Source organism: Streptosporangium sp. NPDC002544 (genome assembly GCF_040295965.1).
GTDB lineage: Bacteria > Actinomycetota > Actinomycetes > Streptosporangiales > Streptosporangiaceae > Streptosporangium.
In genome coordinates this window covers 379416-399239 of the sequence record NZ_JBEOWJ010000003.1, presented here as the reverse complement: position 1 = coordinate 399239, position 19824 = coordinate 379416, and the positions used below count along the sequence as shown (strand labels likewise).

Sequence of the window (19824 nt, the reverse complement as noted above, 5' to 3'; positions counted from 1 at the left end):
GCATCTTCATCTGCTCCTCCTCAGGCGGGGGTCGATCGCGAGGTAGGCGAGGTCGACGATCGTGCTGACCGTCACGTAGGCGAGAGCGGAGATCAGCACGACCGCCATCACCAGGGGCAGGTCCTTGCTGCTCACCGCGCCGACGGTGACCTGGCCGAGCCCGGGGCGGCCGAACACGGCCTCCACGATGATCGCGCCGCCGAGCAGGAAGCCGGTGAACCAGCCGGTGAGGGTGACGGCGGGGAGCAGCGCGTGGCGCAGGGCGTGCCGGGCGACGAGCCGCCACTCGGTGATGCCGCGCGAGCGCGCGGTCACCGCGAACGGCTCCTCCAGCGCGCGTTCCAGGCCCTCGCGGAGCACCTGGCCGAGCACCCCGGCGATCTGCAGGCCGAGCGCCAGTCCCGGTAGTACGAGCGAGACGAACCCCCGGTCACCGGAGACGGGGAACCAGCCGAGGGTGAAGGAGAAGACGGCGAGCAGCAGGATGCCGACGAGGAACGGCGGGACCGAGACGACGGCCAGTTCCGAGAGTCCGACCAGGCCGCCGAGCCAGGACCGGCGCCCGGCGGTGGCCAGGGCGAGCACCAGGGCGAGCAGCACCCCGAAGGTCGCGGCGGTGAGCGCGAGCTGGACCGTCGGCCAGATCTGGGAGGCCAGGATCTCCCCCACACCGCGCTGCAGGACGTAGGAGTGGCCCAGGTCGCCCTGGAGGAGGCGGAGCAGGTAGTCGCCGTACTGCTGGAGCAGGGAGCGGTCCAGCCCCCACTCGGCGATGATCTGCGCCCGCCGCTCGGGGGTGTCGAGGCCGTCGCCGATCAGCACGTCGATCGTGTCGCCGGGGGCGAGCATCAGCGCGAGGTAGGCCGCGGTGGCGGCGGCCCAGAGCACGGCGACACCCGCTCCGAGCCGCCTGGCCACCGGGCCGAGCCACCCGGCGGCGGCCAGCCCCCGCCGCCGGGTGAGTACGAGGGTGCTCATGTCCCGATCCGGAGGTCATAAGCACTGTTGGGGGTGCCGGAGACCGGCTCGAAGGTGATGCCGGTGACGCCAGCGCCGTAGGCGATCTGGTCGGCGGGCACGTACAGCGGGAGCAGCAGCGCCTCGTCCGTGACCACGGTCTTCTGCACCTTGGCGTAGAGCTCCTTGCGCTCGGCGAGGTCGGAGGTCGCCGACGCGTCGGCGAGCAGCCTGTCCAGCTCCGCGCTCTGGAACCTGGTGCGGTTGATCGCGGCGCCCTTCGGCAGGATCAGGTTGAGCGCCGCCCCGGCGTCGGTGTCGCCGCGCGAGTTCTCGAAGATCTCGTACTCGTTCTCGTCGGTGGCCTTCTGCGCGGTGCCCTGGTCCACGAGCTTGACCTGGAAGTCGATGCCGGCGCTCTGCTTGACCGCCGCCTGGACGGCCTGGGCGAGGATGTCGCGGCGGTCCCGGACGAACGGCGCGGAGCTGACCGTGCGGACCGTCAGCCGCTTGCCGTCCTTGACCCGGAAGCCCTCGGCGTCCCGGCTGCCCCAGCCGGCCTCGTCGAGCAGCTTGTTGGCCCGCGCCGGGTCGTTGCCGAAGGTGTTCTCCAGCGAGGGGTCGTAGAACTGCGGGCTGCCCTGGCCGATGACGCTCCAGGCCCGCTTGGCGGTGCCCTGGTAGACGGAGTCGAGCACGGCGTCCACGTCGACGGCGTCGCGGAACGCCTCGCGGACCCGCTTGTCGTCGAACGGGGGGCGGGAGACGTTGAAGTAGTAGGAGAACGCGCTGCCGGAGTTGAGGCTGGTCTCCAGCTTCAGCTCCGGGTTGCCCTTGATGAGGCCGATCTCGGTGGCGGGCACGCCCTCGATCACCTGTACCTGCCCGGAGGTGAGCGCGCCGACCCGCACCGCCGCCTCGGGCAGGAAGCGGTAGGTGACCTCGGCCAGGTGTGCCGGCCCCTGGTGGGCGGCGCCGGCGGGCGGCCAGTTGTAGTTCGGGTTGCGCCGGTAGTGGACCTCCTGGCCGGGGGTGAACCGGTCGAGGATGAACGGCCCGGTGCCGACCACGTCGACGCCGCCCGCCTTGAGGTCCTTGGCGTTCTTCAGCGACTTCGGGGAGACCTGGCCGGCGAGCGGGGAGGAGAGGAAGTCCAGGAACAGTCCGTCCGGGGCCTTCAGCGTGACCTTCAGGGTGTACGGGGCGCTCACCTCGGCGTGGTCGAAGTTGCGCAGCTGGATGGCGCTGACCGCGGCGTTGTAGCCGGGTGAGACGAGCTGGTCGAGGTTGGCCTTCACCGAGGCGGCGTCGAACCTCTCACCGTCGTGGAAGGTCACGTCGTCACGGAGCTCGAAGGTGTAGGTCAGGCCGTCCTTGGAAACCTGCCAGGAGGTGGCCAGCCACGGCAGGAAATCACCGTTCCCGCCTCGGGCGATCAACGCGTCGAACTGGTTGTGGACCAGGAGGCGCGCCTTGTTCTGGCCCCACTGGTGCGGGTTGAAGGTGATCGGCTGCGTCTCCACCGCCCACACGAGCGATCCTCCGTCGCCGCCGGTGCCGCCCTTCGCGCCGGCCGCCGTGGTCGGGGTCCCGCTCTCGGCTCCGCAGGCCGCGAGCGCCAGCACCCCGGCGAGCGTCAGAGCGCCCCATCGCAACTTCACGTTCTTCTCCTTGTGCTGTGGTGCGTCGTGCTCGTTCGGGACCGGGTCCATGCGATCTGTCGTGGGGTTCACGCGACGTGCCGTCTTATCTGGGTGCCGACGGCCTCGGACAGGACGATCCGGGCGAGGGCGTCGGCGTGGCGGAAGAGCGGGGCGTTGCGGCGGGGCCTGGCGAAACCGCCGGTGACCTGGCCGCCGGCGACCCAGGGGCCGAAGGCGAACCTGCGCGAGTGCGGGGTGCCGGACCTGTCGACCAGGCGGCGGTCCGCGGCCCGCACGTTCACCAGCCCCGACTTCTCGTCGAGCTCGCCCCGGTCGCGGAGCGCGCCGATGAGCGGGTCGGTGGCCCGGCTCACGCTGGGCGCGGGCAGCCTGGCCTCGACGAGGGTCGTGGCCGTCACGCCGCCGGGCACGGTGGGACTCTGTGCCCGCCAGCGCCCTTCGTGGTGGTCGACCTTGAGGTCGGCGCCGAGGAAGGTGACCACCCCTGCCTTGGCCAGGGCGCGCAGCTCCGCAAGCCGGGGTCCCGGCGGGCCGCTGGCGAGGTAGCTGAAGAACCCGTGGAACCACGGATCGGAGACGCCCAGCTCGGCCAGGACCCCGTAGACGGAGAGCAGCCCGAGGATCAGGGCGTGGTCGGCGCTGTGCGCCGGGTCGGCGCGCCGTTCCAGGTCGACCGCGAGGTAGCCGTGCATCCACTTCTGCAGCCCCGCCCGGTCACCGAACCTGATGCCCGCCAACGGCCGGTCGAGCCGGTCGAAGTCGAGCCGGTCCAGGTGCCGGGGCACGGCCGTACGGATCAGCTTGCGCATACCCGGGCTGCGCCACTCCTGATCGGCGAACGCCTCCGCGAACGCCGCCCAGTCCAGCCTGGCGCGCTTGGGGTGGGCGGTGATGAGCTCGTGGTAGTACGCGAAGGCGAGCTCCTTGGCGACCAGCGGCCACACGTCCCGGCGGAAGTTCCACGGGCCCTCGCCCAGCGCCTCGCGGGTGAGGAAGCGCGGCACCGGCGGGTGTGCGCCCTCGAAGGGGTAGCCGGTCTTGGAGTGGTACGGCACGCCGCGCCGCGATCCCACGTGCAGGAGGGGCTCCCGCCCGCCGGGCAGGTAGACCAGTTCCCCGTCGTACTCGCGGACGAACCGGCCGCCCCGGCCCGAGGTGAGCAGCACCATCAGGTCGACGAAGGCCAGCCCCATCCCCCGCACGATCACCGGCTCTCCGGCGGGGATGCCGTCCAGGTCGAGGTCGGCCGCGTATCCGGTGGGCAGGTAACGCAGCCCGCCGCGCGCGGCCAGGTCGGCCAGCGCCCGCTCCTCCCCGTTCGGGGTCACGTCGCCGTGTCCCTGGGCCAGGATCACCGCGTCGACCTCGATCGTCCGGCCGTCCTCCAGCCGTACCGCCTGGCCGCCGGGGATGTCGGCGAGATCGACGGCGCGGACCGGGTGCACGTGCACCCGGACCCCGCGCGGGGCGGTCGCCACCGCGTGCCTGAAGACATGGGAGAGGTAGCCGTTCTGGGCCGGGCGGGAGGCGAAGGCGCCGGGGTCCCCGCCGAGCCACTCGGCCAGCGTGGGGCCTGGACGGATCGGCCCCTCGCAGCGCACCGACTCGTCGGTGAAGAGCGTCACGTCGGCGGCGGCGGAGTTCATCCAGAGCAGCTCGGGCTGGTCACGGCGCCAGACGCGGCCGCCCCCCGGCGGGTGGGGGTCGATCACGTGGACGTCGAGCGAGGGCCAGCCGAGCAGGTCGGCGGCGTTGGCGCAGATGCGCTCCACCAGGCAGGTGCCCGTCGGGCCGGCGCCGACGACGGCGATCGAGGCGCTCATACGGCGGCTCTACGGTGCGGCCGGTAGTGGCCGTGGGTGTCGGGGTCGATGGGGCTCGCGCAGTTCAGTGTGCTGGTCTTCGACATGTGGCACTCCCGGACATGTCTCGGTGACCCCGGTGAGGGGGTCCGCGCTTGCGGCACGCCGACCGTGCCGCCAGGTCTCCCCCGGGGGCACCCCGCCGCGGTGCGAGGGTTGCCGGTCAGCCAGCCGGGGCTTCGCACTGACACTCTTAACCTATTTAGAAGGTAGGAAATACATAGATCTCTGTCAAGGCTTAATGTTGGGGAATGTCCTATGAGATGGTGAAGGTGGTCTACCGCAAATACGACGGATCACTGCACTGGAACCACAGCGGCCTTCTGCTCGGCGAGGACGAACACGGGGTGTGGACCGGCTGCGCGGCCAACTCCGTCGGCCGCAAGGGCCACGGGCCCGAGGTGGCCTCCCCGCACGCCTTCGTGATGCTCTTCCCCCGCGACGCCTGGTGGACCGCCGCCTTCAACTCCGCCCCGCACAAGCACGAGATCTACTGCGACATCTCCACCGTGCCACGGTGGAGCGACGGCGAGGTCACCATGGTCGACCTCGACCTCGACGTGATCCGGACGCGCCGGAACCTGGCGAAGGGCCGCACCAGCCGGGTCTTCCTGGACGACGAGGACGAGTTCGAGGAGCACCGGGTCAGGTACGCCTACCCGCCCGAGGTCGTCCGGAGCGCCCGCGCCTCGGCCGCCTGGCTGATGGAGGCCGTCACCGCCCGCACGGCCCCCTTCGACGCCGCCCCGCGCTGGCTCACCCTGGTCAGCTGAGATGCGCCGGAGTGACTACAGCGGCGGGAAGCCGGGGACGCGGCGCTCGACGAAGCTGGCGACGCCCTCGGCGAAGTCCGGCCGGGTGAAGGAGTCGACCATCAGGCGCGCCGCGGCCGACTCCGACGCCTCCAGGGTTCGCTGCCAGTCGCCCCAGATCTGACGCTTGATCACGGCCATCGAGGCCGGAGAGCTGTACGTCGCCAGCTCGTGGGCGTAGGCCAGGGTCTCCTCGATCAGCCGCTCTCCCGGCACCGCCCGGTTGGCCAGGCCCAGCTCGCAGGCCTCGGCACCGGTGAAGGTGCGCCCGGAGAGCAGCAGGTCCATGGCCCTGGCCTGCCCGGCCAGGCGGGGCAGGATCCACGACAGGCCGTACTCGGCGACCAGGCCGCGCCGGGCGAAGGCGGTGGTCCACTTGGCCTCGGCGGCGGTGAAGACCAGGTCGCAGACCAGGGCGTGGACCATGCCGAGCCCGGCGCAGGCGCCGTTGACCGCGGCGATGATCGGCTTGCGGATCGTGGTCGGGAAGGTGTTGGGACGCCGGTCGGGCTCCCCCGCGTACGAGCCGTCCTGGATGGCGGTGAGCGTCTGGAAGTCCGCCCCGGCGCAGAAGCCCCTGCCCGCCCCGGTGACCACGATCACCCGGACCTCGGGATTCTTCTCCGCCTCGGCCAGCTGGTCGAAGTAGCGGCGGCCCATCTCGTCGGTCCAGGCATTGAGCCGGTCCGGCCGGTTGAACGTCAGCGTCAGCACGCCCCGCTCGATCGACGGCAGCACCAGGTCGACCATCGTCTCTCCCTCCCGGAAGCCCTCGGGGCGCTCCCGCACAGGAGCTCCCCGCCCGGAGAGCTACAGAATATCGTTCTACACCTTTTCCCTCCCCGGTGTCAGCATGTGCGAGCGGACCAGGTCCTCGACGCCTGCGCGCAGGCCCAGGAAGAGGGAGGTCCGCTTGACGGCGAGGGCCCGGTAGGCGGGCAGGTCGATCGGGACCTCGGCGGCGATCCTGCCGGGCCCGCAGGCGAAGACGAGGACCCGCTGGGCGAGCAGGACCGCCTCCTCCACGTCATGGGTGACCATCAGCACGGTCGTGCCCGTGTCGCGCCACACCTCGCGCAGGAAGAGCTGCATGTCCTCCTTGGTCTGCACGTCCAGCGCCCCGAACGGCTCGTCGAGCAGGAGTACGGCCGGCTCGCACGCCAGCGCCCTGGCGATCGCCACCCGCTGGCGCTGCCCGCCGGACAGCTGCCGGGGCAGCGCGCCCGCCAGGGACGACAGCCCGACCTCGCCGAGATACCAGCGGACCCGCCGTTCCCGGTCGGCCCCGGAGATCGGCAGCAGCCGCAGTCCGAAGGCCACGTTCTCCGCGACGGTGAGGAAGGGGAACAGCGCTCCCGACTGGAAGACCAGCCCGCGCTCGGGACCGGGGCCGACGACGGGTGCCCCGCCGAGCGTGATGGAGCCCGCGCTGACCGGGGAGAGCCCGGCGATCAGCGACAGCAGCGTTGACTTGCCCGAGCCGCTCGCCCCGACCACGCACACGAACTCGCCCGGCTCCATCGACAGGTCGATGCCGTCCAGGACGCGGGTGGTCCCGTAGTCCTTGGCCACGCCGCGCAGCACGAGGGTCATGCCGTCCACCTTCCGAGACGGTCGCGCAGCACGCGCAGCACGACGTCGATCAGCAGGCCGACCGCCCCGATCACGATGAGCACCGCGAAGATCTTGTCGGTCTGCAGGAACCGCTGGGCCCGGACGATCCGGTAGCCGAGCCCGGACTCGGCGGCGATCAGCTCGGCCACCACCACGAAGTTCCACGCGGCGGCGGCGTTGATCCGCGCCGCGTCCACCACCGCCGGGAGCGCGTACGGCCAGATCACCTTCCGGAGGATCTCGCCGCGCCGGGCGCCCAGGGTGGCGGCCGCCTGGCCGAGCTCGCCCGGCACCCGCCGTACGGCGTCGGCGACCATCAGCGTGTTGAAGAACACCACGCCCAGCAGCAGAATCGCGATCTTGGACGGCTCGCCGAGACCCAGCCAGATGATCAGCAGCGGGATGAACGCGGCGGCCGGCATGTAGCGCAGCAGGCCGACCGCCGGTTCCAGCAGGGCCAGCGCCACGGCCGAGGTGCCCATCGCGACGCCCACCGGCACCGAGATCGCCACCGCCAGCCCGAACCCGGCCCCGACCCGGCCGAGGCTGGCGAGGGTGTCGTCGAGCAGCAGGCCGGTGCCCAGCATCTCCGCGAACGCCTCCAGGACGGCCAGCGGGGACGGCAGGAAGGTCGGATCGACCAGCTCCGCCATGCCGACGACGGTCCAGAGGACGAGCGGGACCAGCACCGAGGCCGCCCGCAGACTCCAGCGGGCACGGACGGACATCCCGGAGCTCCGCTTCCAGACCGGGCCCGGCCGGCCCGCGCGCCGGGGCAGCGGCTCCCAGGCCCGCCGTCCCGCCTCGGGGGGCGCGACGGGCTCCGCGGTCCCCGCGCTCATGACTGCCGCGACCTTCCTGGTGGCGAGCAGGGCGAGCTGAACCCGCCCCGGCCGCAACCGGTCGCCCGGCATGCTCTCCATATCGGCGCTCCCGCACTCACGGCTTGAGGCTCCTGACGAACCTTGGCTCGAAAAGACCTTCCAGTGACGGCTCGGTGTCGGCCAGGCCCGACGCGACGAGGAACTTCGCGATCAGGGCGGCCTGGTGGTCGAGGTGGTCGTCGGTGCCGCCGGGCTCGAAGGCGGCCAGGTTGTCGTCCAGGGAGAAGATCGTGGTTCCCGCGTCGTAGCTCGCGTAGTCGGCCTCGCTCACCCCCGCCCGCCTGGCCATGATCGCGGTGGCGTCCGCCCTGTTGGCCGCGATCCACTCCAGGGTCTCGAACCAGGTCTTCACCAGCGCCTGCACCTCCTGCGGCCGCTCGGCGACCAGCGAGGCGGCCACCACCAGGTGGTCGGGGATCGCGCCGGGGAAGTCCCTGGAGGTGGCGACGGCCGTGGAACCCGGCAGCCCCAGGGCGGTGGTGGTGAAGGGCGCGAACACGCCGACCGCGTCCACCTGGCCCGCCTTGAAGGCCGCCGCGGCGGCGTCCGTCGGCAGCGGCTTGAAGGTGACGTCCTTCTCGGTCAGTCCCGCCTTCCGCAGCGCGAGCAGCAGCAGGTAGTGGTCGACGGTGCCCTGCTCGGCCGCGACGGTTCCGCCCTTCAGGTCGGCCACCGTGGCGATGCCGGACCTGGCGATGATCTGGTCGTTGCCGGTGGAGTTGTCGTTGACCAGCACGATCGTCTGCTTCGCCCCGCCGGACACCGAGGCGAGGGTGTCGTTGAGCGTCTGGCTGTTGGCGTCGATGTTGCCGGTGGCCAGCGCGGTCAGGCTGTCGGTGTAGCTGTCGAAGTACTTCAGCTCGACCTCGATGCCGTTCTTGGCGAACAGCCCCTTCTCCTGGGCGACCTGCCAGGGGAACCAGCCGGGCCAGGCGGAGAAGCCCAGGGTGAGAGCCTTCTTCCCACCGGACGCGGCCGGCTCGGCGGACCCGCCGGGGGCGGACGCGCACGCCGCGCAGGCGGCGAGCAGGCAGAGCGAGACGAGCAGGCGGCGGAGCGTCACGCGGTTCCCTTCCTCGCGGGCAGGTGCCCGGAACGGACCAGGCAGCCGAGGGTGTCGCAGATGACGCGGGTGGCGATCAGCGAGGTGATCTCCGCGTTGTCGTAGGGTGGCGAGCACTCCACGACCTCGATCCCGGCCAGCGGCGCCGCGTCGGCGATGATCTGGATGAACTTCAGTACCTCGCGCGGCAGGAAGCCGCCGGGTTCCGGCCAGCCGGTGCCGGGGACGAACGCGGCGTCCAGGCAGTCGACGTCGAAGGAGAGCCACACGGCCTCGGCGTCCTTCCAGGCGACCTCCAGCGCGCGCTCGGCCGCCGCCTCGATGCCCATGTCCACGCAGTCGTTGACCGTCATGATCGTGGTGCCGCGCTCACGACCGACCTTCACCCCGGGTCGGGGCGCCTGCCATCCGCCGATGCCGATCTGCACCAGGTTCTGCGGCGGCACGTTGGGGATGTCGGTGGCGTGGAACCACGGCGTGGTGTGCATGCGTTCGTCGAGGTCGGTCTCCTGGGTGTCCACGTGCCGGTCGAAGTGGATGATCCCGAGGTTGCCCGACAGGTGTTCGGCCACGCCGCGCACGGTCGGGTAACCGATGGAGTGGTCGCCTCCCAGCACGACCGGGAACGCCCCGCTGGAGTAGACGTGCGAGACGGCCTTGGAGATCTGGTCGAAGGTCTTCTCGATGTTGCCGGGGATGGTGAACACGTCCCCGAGGTCGGCCATCGTGATCGACTCGCGCAGATCCACCCCCAGCTCGAAGCTGTAGGGGCCGTACAGGGCGGAGATCTTCCTGATGCCCTGCGGGCCGAAGCGGGTGCCCGAGCGGTAGGTCGTGCCGCCGTCGAACGGCGCGCCCAGGATCGCCACGTCGTACGCGCCGCAGCGCCGCACGTCCTCGACGTACGGAGCCTTGAGGAAGGTGTTGATCCCGGCGAAGTGCGGCAGTTCCCCGCGGGAGAAGGTCGGGATGCGCCGGTCGACGATGGAGTCGGCGCCCTGCAGGCCCACCTCCAGGGCCCAGGCGACCTCGCGCTCCCAGTTGGCGGTGGGCAGCTCGGCCTCGCGGTCGACGGCGAAGCGGGCCTCGGGACCGTACCGGTCGGGGCCCGAGGGGGCCGCGCCGGAGGGGCCCTGGCGGGCGGGGTCGGAAGCGGACGGGTGCCAGTGCATGGAGCTCCGATCAGCTTGGACCCCGGCTGGAGGACAGCCGGGATCGGCCGGCCTCCCGGGCTTTTGTCCCGCCGTGGAACGGCCACGCGGCCGCCTGCATCTCTCGGACCAGTCCCGCGCCGTCGCCGTACGGCCTCACGGTCGTGACGCCCGGCGTCGGCGGCGGCGGAACCCTAGATGCGCCCCACCACTCGGTGGGTCACTGCAAGTGCAGCGCCGGTACGTTTCCCCTGAATTAACCTCCCGTTGCAGTCCGGTGACCGAGTGCGCGCTCCAGGGAGTCGGCGTGGTGGACGAAGTTCGGCGACAGCTGCCTGTCCTCGTAGTAACGGTGGAAGACCGGCGTGGCCGAGGCCGACATGGGCGGCACGATCCAGGTCCAGTCCGCGGGGCAGACCCGTCCTGCCCGCTCCTCGCGCTCCAGGTGGATCAGGAAGTGCCTGGCCTCGGTGTGGTGGTCCGTCATCGTCACCCCCGCCCGCTCGAAGGAGTGCAGGACCGCCACGTTCAGCTCCACCAGCGCCTGGTCCCGCCAGAGCGAGCGGTCGGTGCCGGTGTTCAGGCCCAGCCGCCGGGCGATCAGCGGCATCAGGTCGTAGCGGTCGGCGTCGGCCAGGTTGCGGGCGCCGATCTCGGTGCCCATGTACCAGCCGTTGAACGGCGCCGCCCGGTAGCAGACGCCGCCGATCTCCAGGCACATGTTCGAGATGACCGGTACCGCGTGCCAGCGCAGCCCCAGCTGCTCGAACCACGGGTGGTGGGGATGCGAGAGCGCGACCTCCAGCACGGCGTCGCCGGGAATCGTGGACAGCAGCGGCGGCCCGTTCCCGACCGAGATGGCCAGCGGGAGGACGTCGAAGGGGCTTCCGGGGCCGCCGGGCCAGCCCAGCTCGCGCAGCATCGCGGTGAAGCCGACGTAGCGGGGGTCCCCGATGACCGAACCGTCCGCCATCGCGTACCCGGCGTACCGGATGAGCTGCTCGTTCCAGATCCGCGGTCCCGGCGCCCCCGGCCGGTCCTGGGGGAAAACGGTGATCGTCGGGCGGATCCGGCGGGCGGGCGCCGCGTCCCGCAGGTGGTTCACGCACTCGACGGCGACGCCCTCGGCCGTGGTGACATGCCGCCGGTCGCGCACCCGCAGCGAGCGCCAGTACAGCCGCCCGATGCATCTGCCGCTGTTGCGCCAGGCCACCCTGGCGCCAAAGACCAGCTCACCACTGGTGTGCGTGTACGTGCCCGTGTCGGCGATCTCCTGCCGGACCTCGCGCAGGCGCTCCCGCAGGACCCCCGCACCGGGATTCTCCGCGTGAAACAGCCGCAGGTAGTCCTCGGCCGCCGCCATCACATCGGTTGGAGGCACCTCGGGGACCTTGGGAACCTCGTGGAACGGATCCGGCGCACGCCGCCGGGACCTTCGCCAGGTCAGCACAGAAAAACCACCCATTGTGGCTCACGAGCACGACTGCCGTTCCGGGCGGCGTGGTGCCCTGAACGCGGCGGCCCTTCCCCGCTGCGATCACTGTTGGTCCGCGGCGACCGCGCACCGGCTCACTCGCCACGATCGCGGCGACACCGGGCATGGCCTCACTCATTTTCTGTGATTCACCGTGGTTTGTCCGCTGAATCGGGGCATGAGCAGGCCACCAAACCGGGACATGAGACGCCAAAAGCCCCGGAAGCCGGGCTTCCGGGGCTCTGACGCTGGCTCCCGCGATAGGACTCGAACCTATAACCTGCCGGTTAACAGCCGGCTGCTCTGCCGATTGAGCTACACGGGATTGCGCTTTGCGCTGGTCGGACCGGGTGTCCCCGGTTCCTTGCGGCGCAGGAATAGATTAGCGCACTCCGTGGGTGTGTGTCGCATCGATAGTCCGGGGTAGGTGCGAGACGAATGGCCATCCGCGGGTGATCACAGGACAGGGACCGGCGGAACATGCTTGTGGAGGTGGACATGCGTTATCGGTTGATGTTCGGGGTGGGCTTCGCGGCCGGCTACATCCTGGGGAGCCGCGCCGGTCGGGAGCGTTACGAGCAGATCAAGAGGATGGCCCAGCGGGTCTTCGACAACCCCACCGTGCAGGAGACGGCCGGCCTGATGGGCGCCAAGGTCTCCAAGGCCACCGGCGTGGCGAGGACCAAGGTGGGCGACGCGGCCAGAAACCGGCTGCCCTTCCTGCATTCGGCGAACGGCTGGCCCGGCGACGAGCACGACGACACGGGCACCGGCTGGCCGGAGAACCAAAGGACCGATACGCCCCACTGATCTTGCCGGTGCCGCCCTGTCGGCGCCCGCGGGCCCCGTGAGCGGCCCGCAGGCGCGAAAGGCCCCTCCAGGGGCCTTTCGCGTGTCCGGGCACCCTCAGACCCCGGCTCAGACGCCGAAGCTCCTGCGGGTCTCCTCAAGCGCCTGCTCCGCGAGAGCGCGCAGCCCGGCGTCGTCCGGGTCAAGACCCGCGTCGAAGACGAACTCCCAGACCAACCGGTCGGCGTCGGCCCTCCTCGCCACCAGCCGCACTCCCCCTCGCGCGTCCAGCGGGACGTAGTGGTTGACCACGATCGAGGCGGTCACCCGCTCCCGCACGGCCTCGGGGATCCGGCCGGGCTCGGGCAGCAGCGCCCGGTACGACCGCCCATCGGTGGTGACGACGGTCAGCCCCTCCTCGTCCCAGGCACCGCGGTCCACCTGGAACCAGGGCAGGCGCTCGCCGCCCAGGTAAAGTGCCCTGTCCGCGGCGATCACGTAACCGCCCGGGCCCTCGGCATAGGTGAGCACCCGGTCACCGGGATCGATGGCCCCGCGGATCTCGGCGGGCAGGCGACGGAAGAGCTTCATTTGAATCCTCACAGCGTGGAGAGGCGCGGCACGGCCCCGCATGGTCCGGTGTCGTGTCCGGCGATGGCCGTACCTCAACACTCCACGGTATCCGCGAGCAGGTCGAGGGTGAGCGCGGCCGACCAGGAGAAGTCCCGGCTGCCTCGTCCGCTGCCGTCGAAGGGGTCGAAACACTCGCGGAAACCCGCCTGCCGTACGAGGCGCAGGGTCTGCGAGCCCAGCACCCGCACCAGCCCCACCAGGCCGTGCACCGCCGCCGCCCGCCGCAGCAGCCAGTTGGTGTTCACCCAGGACGGCCCGCGCCAGTAGCAGGACCGGTCGAACTGCGGAGCGCGGATCTCACAGCTCGGCACCGGGTACCCCGCGGCTCCCATGAAGCTCGCCGACTCCAGCGCCCCCACCAGTTCCGCGACCTTGTCGGCGGGCAGCCCCGCATCGAGCAGCGGGCCGAAGGAGCCGACCGTGCGGATGGAACTGAGCCGCCCCGCGCGCAGGTCACGGGCGCGGAAGACGCCGTCGGCCCAGAGCCGGTCCAGCAGCGCGGCGCGGATCCGCTCCACCGCCTCCCGGTGCGGACCTGCGTCCGCTCCGGCCACCGGCGCCAGCTCGACGAGCGCCTGGCAGGAGGCGAGCCAGATCCCGTTGAACATCGGGTCCTCGACCGCGAACGGGTGCTCGTCTCTCAGGTAGGCCGGGTCGTAGCCGGAGTCCCGGTAGCCCAGGACCAGCGCCATGTAGCGGTCGTGGTGGCTGTCGGGATGCCACGGGGAGGGCTCCTCTCGCCGGTAGGCGTGACGGACCGGGGGCAGCGCCTCCAGCGGGGCGTCCCAGACGGGGCTGTCGTCCATCCCCGACTCCCATGGATGCACGATCGCGGCCAGCCCTCCCCCGCCCAGGTCCCTGGACGTGGCGAGGTAGTCGTGCTGGGCGACCAGCATCGGGTAGATCCGCCGTACGAGGGCCACGGCCGTGTCGCGGTCGGCCGCGTGCCGCCACACCCACCACAGGGCCAGCGCCTGCAGCGGCGGCTGGGTCAGCCCGGAGGTGCACACGCCGTGGGGAGCGGCCCGGTGCTCCGTCGAGCGCCAGACGGCCGGGCCTGGGAAGTAGACCTCCTCGCGGGCGGGCTGGAAGACGATGTGCGGCACCATCCCGGTGTGCCACTGTCCCGCCAGCAGGCTGAGCAGTTCGGTCCCGGCCCTGCGGGTGTCCCAGCGGGCCAGGCCGATCGCGACGAAGGTGGAGTCCCAGTTCCACTGGTGCGGATAGAGGCCCGGCGCGGGCACGGTCGCGGCACCCGTCGAGTTCGCGTCGAGCACGGACCACGCCTCGCGCCCGAGCGCGGCATCGTCGACCGCCGCTCGCGACTCCATCCGCCCAGTCTGCGCCTGTATCGGCCGGGAGAACAGCCCGCCTTTCCGGACGCGGGAAAAAGGGCCACGAAACGGCGCGGGCCCCGGGAACCGAGGTTCCCGGGGCCCGCGCCGTACGGCTCCTCAGTCGAGGTAGTCGCGGAGCATCTGCGCCCTCGTCGGGTGGCGTAGCTTGGCGAGGGTCTTCGACTCGATCTGACGGATGCGCTCGCGCGTCACGCCGAACTCCCTGCCGACCTCCTCCAGCGTCCGGGGGTGGCCGTCCGCGAGCCCGAAGCGCAGCTGGATGATGCGCTGTTCCCGATCTGAGAGCGTCGCGAGGATGTCGTCGAGCTGGTCCTGCAACATGATGAAGGCCGCCGCCTCCATCGGGACCACCGCGTCCGCGTCCTCGATGAAGTCACCGAGGTCGGAGTCCTCCTCACCGATCGGCGACTGGAGCGAGACCGGCTCCTGGGCGATCCGCTGGATCTCGATCACCCTGTCGATCGGCAGGTCCATCTCCAGGGCGATCTCCTCGGGCGCGGGCTCGCGGCCGAGGTCCTGGTGGAGCTGGCGCTGGACACGCACCAGCTTGTTGATCGTCTCGACCATGTGCACCGGAATCCGAATGGTGCGCGCCTGGTCCGCGATGGCCCTGGTGATCGCCTGGCGAATCCACCAGGTGGCATATGTGGAGAACTTGTAGCCCTTGGTGTAGTCGAATTTCTCGACCGCCCGGATGAGCCCGAGGTTGCCCTCCTGGATGAGATCCAGGAACAGCATGCCGCGCCCCACATATCTTTTGGCGATTGACACGACCAGCCGCAGATTGGCCTCGATCAGCCGCTGCTTGGCCCGCGTGCCCTGCCAGGCGAGTTCCTTGAACTCCGGGAAGACCAGGCGTGAGACGACGCTGGTCAGCTTGTCCTCGGCGAACAGGCCCGCCTCGATGGACTTGGCGAGCTCCACCTCCTCCTCGGCCGTGAGCAGGGGCACACGACCGATCTCCCGCAGGTAGATCCGGACGAGATCGCTGGTAGGAGCCCTTTTCCCGATATCCTCCTCATCGGACCGGGCGGGTTCCTCGTCGCTCTGGGGCTCGAGGACCTCCACTCCGTGCTCGGCGAGCATGCGGACGACGCGTTCAAGCGCGTCGGACGGCAGCTCGGACTTGTCGAGAGCGGCGGCCACGTCATCGACCGTGACGCTTCCGCGCTCCCTTCCCTTCGTGACGAGGTCGGCCACCTGGTCTACCGATGGCGGCCCACTTGGCAGCACCGATGCACCCACGGGAGACAGTCTGCTGTATTGGGTCCCCTAAATGGCAGACCTATTTTTGTCACCGAAGGTAAGGCTGCGATCATTATCGAATTGAGACCTTATTCGGGTTTGGTGGAATCGCCTCGCGGATATTAAAGCCAATTACGCGATCAGCTCGCGGCGGCGCGTTCCCTCAGCACGCGCCGCTGCTGCTCGAGCGCGACCAGTTCCGCGTACAGCCGCTTGTACTCCTCCGGTTCCTCGACGGGATTGGTCCGCTCCATGCGTGATTTGAGCTGATCGAGCACGCGGGTGACGGCGATCAGTTCGAGTGCCACCAGCAGCCCAGCCGCGTACCGTTCCTCGCTCGTCAGGTCGGCGCGGATCTCCTCGACCGCGAAACGGGTCAGGAGCCCTCTCAGGGAGTCGCTCACGCCGTTCAGCAACCGGTCCACCCACTCTCGCCCACCGGCTCCGGCCGCCGCCGTGCCGCCCGCGTCGGCGATGAGCTTGTAGAGGGCGAGATGCTCGGGAAGGGTGAACGCCTCCCCGCCCATCACGTCGAACTCCGGGCCGAGCAGCGCGGGACGCTGCACCGCCAGTTTGAGAACCTCGGCCTCGGTCCTGACGGTGGGATCGGTCAGGTCCGCGACCTTCCTCGGCCTGGCCTTCTGACGGGGACCCGGCTGTGCCCGCAGGGACACCTCCATGATCCGGTCCAGCACGAAGCTCTCGTCGTTGAAACCGAGCCAGCGGTCCAGGCTCACCGCGTACAGCTTGCGCAGCCCCTGGTCCTTGATCCGGGCCACGATGGGCGCCGCGGCGTCGAGTCCGGCGAGCCGCCCCTCGTTGGTGCTCGCGTCGTAGCGGGAGATCACGCTGCGAATGGCGAAGGCGAACAGCGGCTCCCGGCCGGCGATCAGGTCGCGCACGGCCGCCTCGCCCTGCCTGATGCGCAGGTCGCACGGGTCGAGCCCGTCCGCCTGCACCGCCACGAAGGTCTGGGTGGCGAACTTCTGCTCGTCGGCGAAGGCGCGCAGCGCCGCCTTCTGCCCGGCGGAGTCACCGTCGAAGGTGAAGACCACCTCGCCCTGGGAGCCCGTGTGGTCGAGCAGCAGCCGCCGGAGCACCTTGATGTGCTCCTCGCCGAACGCGGTGCCGCAGGTGGCCACCGCCGTCGGCACGCCCGACAGGTGGCAGGCCATCACATCGGTGTAGCCCTCGACGATCACGGCCTGGGAGCGCTTGGAGATCTCGCGTTTGGCCAGGTCGACACCGTAGAGAACCTCGCTCTTCTTATAGAGCGGGCTTTCCGGGGTGTTCAAATACTTCGGCCCGTCTTCGGCGTCGTTCAACTTCCGCGCGCCGAAACCAATGACATCGCCGGTTATATCGCGAATAGGCCAGACCAGCCGTCCCCGGAAGCGGTCGATCGGGCCGCGCCGCCCCTCCTTGGCCAGCCCTCCCTTGATCAGTTCCGCGCTGGTGAACCCTTTGGCCATCAGGTGCCGCGAGAGCGCCTCCCACTCGGCCGGGGCGTACCCGACGCCGAAACGCTCGGCGTCGACCCGCTCGAACCCGCGCTCCGACAGGAATCTGCGCCCGATCGCGGCGTCGGGTGCGGACAGCTTCGAGGCATAGAACTCGGCCGCCGCCCGATGGGCCTCGATCAGGCGGGTGCGCTCGCCCTGCTCGCGTCCCGGGACGTATCCGCCCTGCTCGTAGCGGAGCTGGATGCCCGCCCGGCCGGCCAGCCGCTCGACCGCCTCGCCGAACGACAGGTGCTCCAGGCGCCGGACGAAGGTGATGACGTCACCGCCCTCGGCGCAGCCGAAGCAGTACCAGTACCCCCGGGTGGGGGTCACGTTGAACGACGGGCTCTTCTCCTCGTGGAAGGGGCAGAGCCCTTTCAGGTTGCCGCCGCCCGCGTTGCGGAGCTGGATGTGCTCGCCCACGATGTCGGCGATCGGTGAGCGCTCCCGTACGAGCGCGATGTCCTCGTCACTGATCCGGCCTGCCACGCCGCGAGTCTAGTCCGGCCCCCCGACAGGTCGGAGCAGTCGGCCCGGTCCGCCTCCGGACGGGTGGCAGCGGTGCCGCCGGGACGGGAGGGACAGGAGGAACGATGACTTTCCCGAAGCGGTCGTGACCAACCATGACGTCGGTTACAAAGGTAAAGGCGGATTCTCGATAATGTACGCGGGTGGAGATCATGCGATCGGGGCATATAGCACGATTGGCCGCTGTGACAGGTGCGGTACTCGTCACCGGAGCCTGCGCGTCGCCGGGTGGGGTGGCGGGCATCGGCACGGCGGCTCCGAGCTTCGAGTCCGAGGCCGCCGCCGGGGCACCGGCCTCGGTCACCGCGACCATGCCCGAGGCGACGCCGACCCCCGCCCCGCAGACGGCGGTCGACCGTCCCAAGGCCGACCCCCCGGTGCGGGTTCCGCCGCCGAAGGTTTCCGAACACAGCTATGTCTTCCCGGTGAAGGGCTGCTCGGTCAACTACCAGAGCAGGCTTCTGGTACTGCCCAAGACCACGATCTGGGCGGCCAAGGGCTGCTCCTTCGTCTCGCCGGTGAACGGCGTGGTCGACGAGGTCAACGTCAAGAACCGCTGGAAGCCGTCCACCGATCGCGGCGCCGACCGTGAGGGGCGCTTCGTCACGGTCATCGGCGACGACGGCGTGCGCTACCTGGGCGGCCACCTGGACAAGGTGGCCCCGGAGGTCCGGCCGGGGCTGCGCGTCAGCGCCGGCCAGGTCCTGGGCCAGGTCGGCAACTCGGGCAACGCCCGCTCCACGGCCAGCAACCTCTATTTCGCGATCTCCTGGAAGGCCGATCCCTCGCTGTGGTGGGTCCGCCGGGGCATGGTCAAGCCGTGGGACTATCTGGACGCCTGGCTGAAGGGCAACCCCACGCTCTCTCCGGCCGACGAGATGCGGGCCGTGATGAACCGGACCGGGGCGGCTCCCAGGTGCGTCACCCTCTGCGCGTCGAAGCCGACGCCGACGAAGAAGCCCACCAAGAAGCCGGAGGAGCCCGAGGAGCAGGAGCAGATCACACTGGGCGGCGGCTGAGCGCGACAGCGGATCAGTGACCCGCCAGGTGGCGGTGCCAGGCGACCGCGGAGGTGTCGGTGAGCGAGGCGATCTGGTCGATGACCACGCGGAGCCGATCGGCGTTCCCCGCCGCCCTGGTGAAGGCGGGCCTGAAAGCCGGTTCCAGGGTGCCGGGGGCACCCAGCATGATCTGGTGGGCCAGGTCGTGGATCAGCTCGCGCTGCCTGGCCTGGTTGGCGTTGTGCGCGTCGCTGGCCATCACGTAGTGGGCGGTGACCCCCTTCAGCAGCGCGCACTCCAGCCGGGTGGCCCTGGGCACGATCAGGTCGGCGCTGTAGCGCCCGGCGGCCGGGCCGTACGCCTCGCGGGTGGCCACCTCGGCGGACCTGCAGAAGTGGCCGATGAGCGAGCTGGTGAGCCCCTTGATCGCGGCGAGGTCGGCGAGCGAGCGGTCGAAGTGGCGGGGCCAGAGCGGCTGGGTGATCAGGCGCCCGAAGAGATCCTCCAGCTCGCCGGGCTCCGCGTCGGGGGCGTACCACTCGCGGGTGGTCGCGCAGACCTCCCGGCGCTCCGCCGGGTCGCGCATCGCCTCCAGCACCACGTTGCCCGAGTGGAGCGCGTCTTCCAGGTCGTGCACGGAGTAGGCGACGTCGTCGGCCCAGTCCATGATCTGGGCTTCGAAGCTGACCCGCCCCTCGGGTGCGCCCTCCCTGATCCACTCGAAGACCGGCAGGTCATCGTCGTAGACGCAGTACTTGGCACTTCTTTCCCTGGTCCACGGGTATTTGACCGCCGCGTCCAGAGCGGCGCGGGTGAGGTTGAGGCCGGCGCTACGGCCGTCCTCGGTGACCACCTTGGCCTCCAGCCGGGTCAGCAGGCGCAGGCTCTGCGCGTTGCCCTCGAAGCCGCCGCACCCGGCGGCGAGTTCGTTGAGCGCCGTCTCCCCGTTGTGGCCGAACGGCGGGTGGCCGAGGTCATGGGCCAGGCAGGCGGTCTCCACCAGGTCGGGGTTCCTGCCCAGCGCCTCACCCATCTCCCGGCCGATCTGCGCGCACTCCAGCGAGTGGGTAAGGCGGGTTCGGGGGATGTGCTGGCCGCTGCCGAAGGTCTCTCCCGGGCCGACGACCTGGGTCTTGGCGGCGAGCCGCCGCAGCCCGGCGCTGTGCAGCACGCGTGCCCGATCACGCCCGAACGGGTTTCTGCCGGGGTTGCCGGGAGGTTCCGGCACCCACCTGACCTGGTCGTGTTCGTCATAGCCATGCATAAGTGCAGTGATTTTATCCGCGA

17 protein-coding genes, 1 tRNA gene and 1 riboswitch are annotated in these 19824 nt (G+C 70.6%); of the genes, 3 read left to right on the top strand and 15 right to left on the bottom strand.

The window, feature by feature from the left end; translation table 11 throughout:
- Positions 1–6: 6 nt before the first annotated feature.
- The 3 genes from ABT061_RS06565 to ABT061_RS06555 all read right to left on the bottom strand — a co-directional run bounded on the left by ABT061_RS06565 (position 7) and on the right by ABT061_RS06555 (position 4444).
- Entirely contained in the window at positions 7–978 is a 972-nt protein-coding gene (locus tag ABT061_RS06565) for an ABC transporter permease (RefSeq protein WP_350913402.1), read from the bottom strand.
- The gene (locus tag ABT061_RS06560) at positions 975–2618 is read right to left on the bottom strand and encodes an ABC transporter substrate-binding protein (RefSeq protein ID WP_350913399.1); all 1644 of its coding nucleotides are present in this window, start codon (positions 2616–2618) and stop codon (positions 975–977) included. Before ABT061_RS06560 ends, ABT061_RS06565 begins: the two co-directional genes overlap by 4 nt.
- A 68-nt stretch (positions 2619–2686) precedes the next feature.
- Complete coding sequence (locus ABT061_RS06555; protein WP_350913396.1) at positions 2687–4444, bottom strand: FAD/NAD(P)-binding protein; 1758 nt, start codon at positions 4442–4444, stop codon at positions 2687–2689.
- A gap of 125 nt (positions 4445–4569) precedes the next feature.
- Positions 4570–4682: riboswitch (SAM riboswitch) on the bottom strand.
- A 52-nt stretch (positions 4683–4734) separates the two neighbouring features.
- Between ABT061_RS06555 and ABT061_RS06550 the strand changes: the two genes are divergently transcribed.
- On the top strand, positions 4735–5256 hold the full coding sequence (locus tag ABT061_RS06550; RefSeq protein WP_350913393.1) for a DUF402 domain-containing protein: 522 nt from the start codon (positions 4735–4737) through the stop codon (positions 5254–5256).
- A 15-nt stretch (positions 5257–5271) separates the two neighbouring features.
- Here the strand turns inward: ABT061_RS06550 and ABT061_RS06545 are convergent, their stop codons facing one another.
- The 7 genes from ABT061_RS06545 to ABT061_RS06515 form a co-directional block, all read right to left on the bottom strand.
- Entirely contained in the window at positions 5272–6084 is an 813-nt protein-coding gene (locus ABT061_RS06545) for an enoyl-CoA hydratase-related protein (protein ID WP_350913390.1), read from the bottom strand.
- A gap of 36 nt (positions 6085–6120) precedes the next feature.
- The gene (locus ABT061_RS06540) at positions 6121–6888 is read right to left on the bottom strand and encodes an ABC transporter ATP-binding protein (protein ID WP_350913387.1); all 768 of its coding nucleotides are present in this window, start codon (positions 6886–6888) and stop codon (positions 6121–6123) included.
- Entirely contained in the window at positions 6885–7832 is a 948-nt protein-coding gene (locus tag ABT061_RS06535) for an ABC transporter permease (protein ID WP_350913385.1), read from the bottom strand. The genes ABT061_RS06540 and ABT061_RS06535 overlap by 4 nt, the downstream gene beginning before the upstream one ends.
- 16 nt (positions 7833–7848) lie before the next feature.
- Positions 7849–8856 carry an ABC transporter substrate-binding protein gene (locus ABT061_RS06530; RefSeq protein ID WP_350913382.1) on the bottom strand — a complete coding sequence of 336 codons (1008 nt, stop codon included), beginning with the start codon at positions 8854–8856 and terminating at the stop codon, positions 7849–7851.
- Positions 8853–10028, bottom strand: coding sequence for an agmatinase family protein (locus ABT061_RS06525; protein ID WP_350913379.1), 1176 nt, complete (start codon positions 10026–10028; stop codon positions 8853–8855). The genes ABT061_RS06530 and ABT061_RS06525 overlap by 4 nt, the downstream gene beginning before the upstream one ends.
- Positions 10029–10263: 235 nt before the next feature.
- Positions 10264–11388: a nitric oxide synthase oxygenase gene (locus ABT061_RS06520; RefSeq protein ID WP_350913376.1), complete on the bottom strand. Its 1125-nt coding sequence runs from the start codon at positions 11386–11388 to the stop codon at positions 10264–10266.
- Positions 11389–11730: 342 nt separating this feature from the next.
- Positions 11731–11806: transfer RNA gene (locus tag ABT061_RS06515), tRNA-Asn, on the bottom strand.
- Between the two features lie 173 nt (positions 11807–11979).
- On the opposite strand from ABT061_RS06515, the gene ABT061_RS06510 reads away from it, so the two are divergent.
- The gene (locus ABT061_RS06510; protein WP_350913373.1) at positions 11980–12291 is read left to right on the top strand and encodes a YtxH domain-containing protein; all 312 of its coding nucleotides are present in this window, start codon (positions 11980–11982) and stop codon (positions 12289–12291) included.
- Between the two features lie 108 nt (positions 12292–12399).
- On the opposite strand, the gene ABT061_RS06505 is transcribed toward ABT061_RS06510, so the two are convergent.
- The 4 genes from ABT061_RS06505 to dnaG form a co-directional block, all read right to left on the bottom strand.
- Positions 12400–12861 carry a hypothetical protein gene (locus ABT061_RS06505; RefSeq protein WP_350913371.1) on the bottom strand — a complete coding sequence of 154 codons (462 nt, stop codon included), beginning with the start codon at positions 12859–12861 and terminating at the stop codon, positions 12400–12402.
- 74 nt (positions 12862–12935) lie between these two features.
- The gene (locus tag ABT061_RS06500; RefSeq protein WP_350913369.1) at positions 12936–14234 is read right to left on the bottom strand and encodes an MGH1-like glycoside hydrolase domain-containing protein; all 1299 of its coding nucleotides are present in this window, start codon (positions 14232–14234) and stop codon (positions 12936–12938) included.
- Between the two features lie 123 nt (positions 14235–14357).
- Complete coding sequence (rpoD, locus tag ABT061_RS06495; protein WP_386271728.1) at positions 14358–15461, bottom strand: RNA polymerase sigma factor RpoD; 1104 nt, start codon at positions 15459–15461, stop codon at positions 14358–14360.
- Positions 15462–15646: 185 nt separating this feature from the next.
- The gene (gene dnaG / locus ABT061_RS06490) at positions 15647–17497 is read right to left on the bottom strand and encodes a DNA primase (protein WP_350913367.1); all 1851 of its coding nucleotides are present in this window, start codon (positions 17495–17497) and stop codon (positions 15647–15649) included.
- 224 nt (positions 17498–17721) lie between these two features.
- On the opposite strand from dnaG, the gene ABT061_RS06485 reads away from it, so the two are divergent.
- Positions 17722–18555: a M23 family metallopeptidase gene (locus ABT061_RS06485; RefSeq protein WP_350913364.1), complete on the top strand. Its 834-nt coding sequence runs from the start codon at positions 17722–17724 to the stop codon at positions 18553–18555.
- 13 nt (positions 18556–18568) lie between these two features.
- Here ABT061_RS06485 and ABT061_RS06480 read toward each other — a convergent pair whose 3' ends face one another.
- Positions 18569–19801, bottom strand: a complete 1233-nt coding sequence (locus tag ABT061_RS06480) for a deoxyguanosinetriphosphate triphosphohydrolase (protein ID WP_350913362.1) — start codon at positions 19799–19801, stop codon at positions 18569–18571.
- Positions 19802–19824: the final 23 nt, after the last annotated feature.

What these genes read in the sequence shown, in the direction of transcription:
- ABT061_RS06510 (WP_350913373.1), top strand. Translation starts at nt 11,980, where the DNA reads ATGCGTTATCGGTTGATGTTCGGGGTGGGCTTCGCGGCCGGCTACATC.
- ABT061_RS06555 (WP_350913396.1), bottom strand. Translation starts at nt 4,444, where the DNA reads ATGAGCGCCTCGATCGCCGTCGTCGGCGCCGGCCCGACGGGCACCTGC.
- ABT061_RS06550 (WP_350913393.1), top strand. Translation starts at nt 4,735, where the DNA reads ATGTCCTATGAGATGGTGAAGGTGGTCTACCGCAAATACGACGGATCA.
- ABT061_RS06525 (WP_350913379.1), bottom strand. Translation starts at nt 10,028, where the DNA reads ATGCACTGGCACCCGTCCGCTTCCGACCCCGCCCGCCAGGGCCCCTCC.
- ABT061_RS06500 (WP_350913369.1), bottom strand. Translation starts at nt 14,234, where the DNA reads ATGGAGTCGCGAGCGGCGGTCGACGATGCCGCGCTCGGGCGCGAGGCG.
- ABT061_RS06505 (WP_350913371.1), bottom strand. Translation starts at nt 12,861, where the DNA reads ATGAAGCTCTTCCGTCGCCTGCCCGCCGAGATCCGCGGGGCCATCGAT.
- ABT061_RS06535 (WP_350913385.1), bottom strand. Translation starts at nt 7,832, where the DNA reads ATGGAGAGCATGCCGGGCGACCGGTTGCGGCCGGGGCGGGTTCAGCTC.
- ABT061_RS06480 (WP_350913362.1), bottom strand. Translation starts at nt 19,801, where the DNA reads ATGCATGGCTATGACGAACACGACCAGGTCAGGTGGGTGCCGGAACCT.
- ABT061_RS06565 (WP_350913402.1), bottom strand. Translation starts at nt 978, where the DNA reads ATGAGCACCCTCGTACTCACCCGGCGGCGGGGGCTGGCCGCCGCCGGG.
- ABT061_RS06540 (WP_350913387.1), bottom strand. Translation starts at nt 6,888, where the DNA reads ATGACCCTCGTGCTGCGCGGCGTGGCCAAGGACTACGGGACCACCCGC.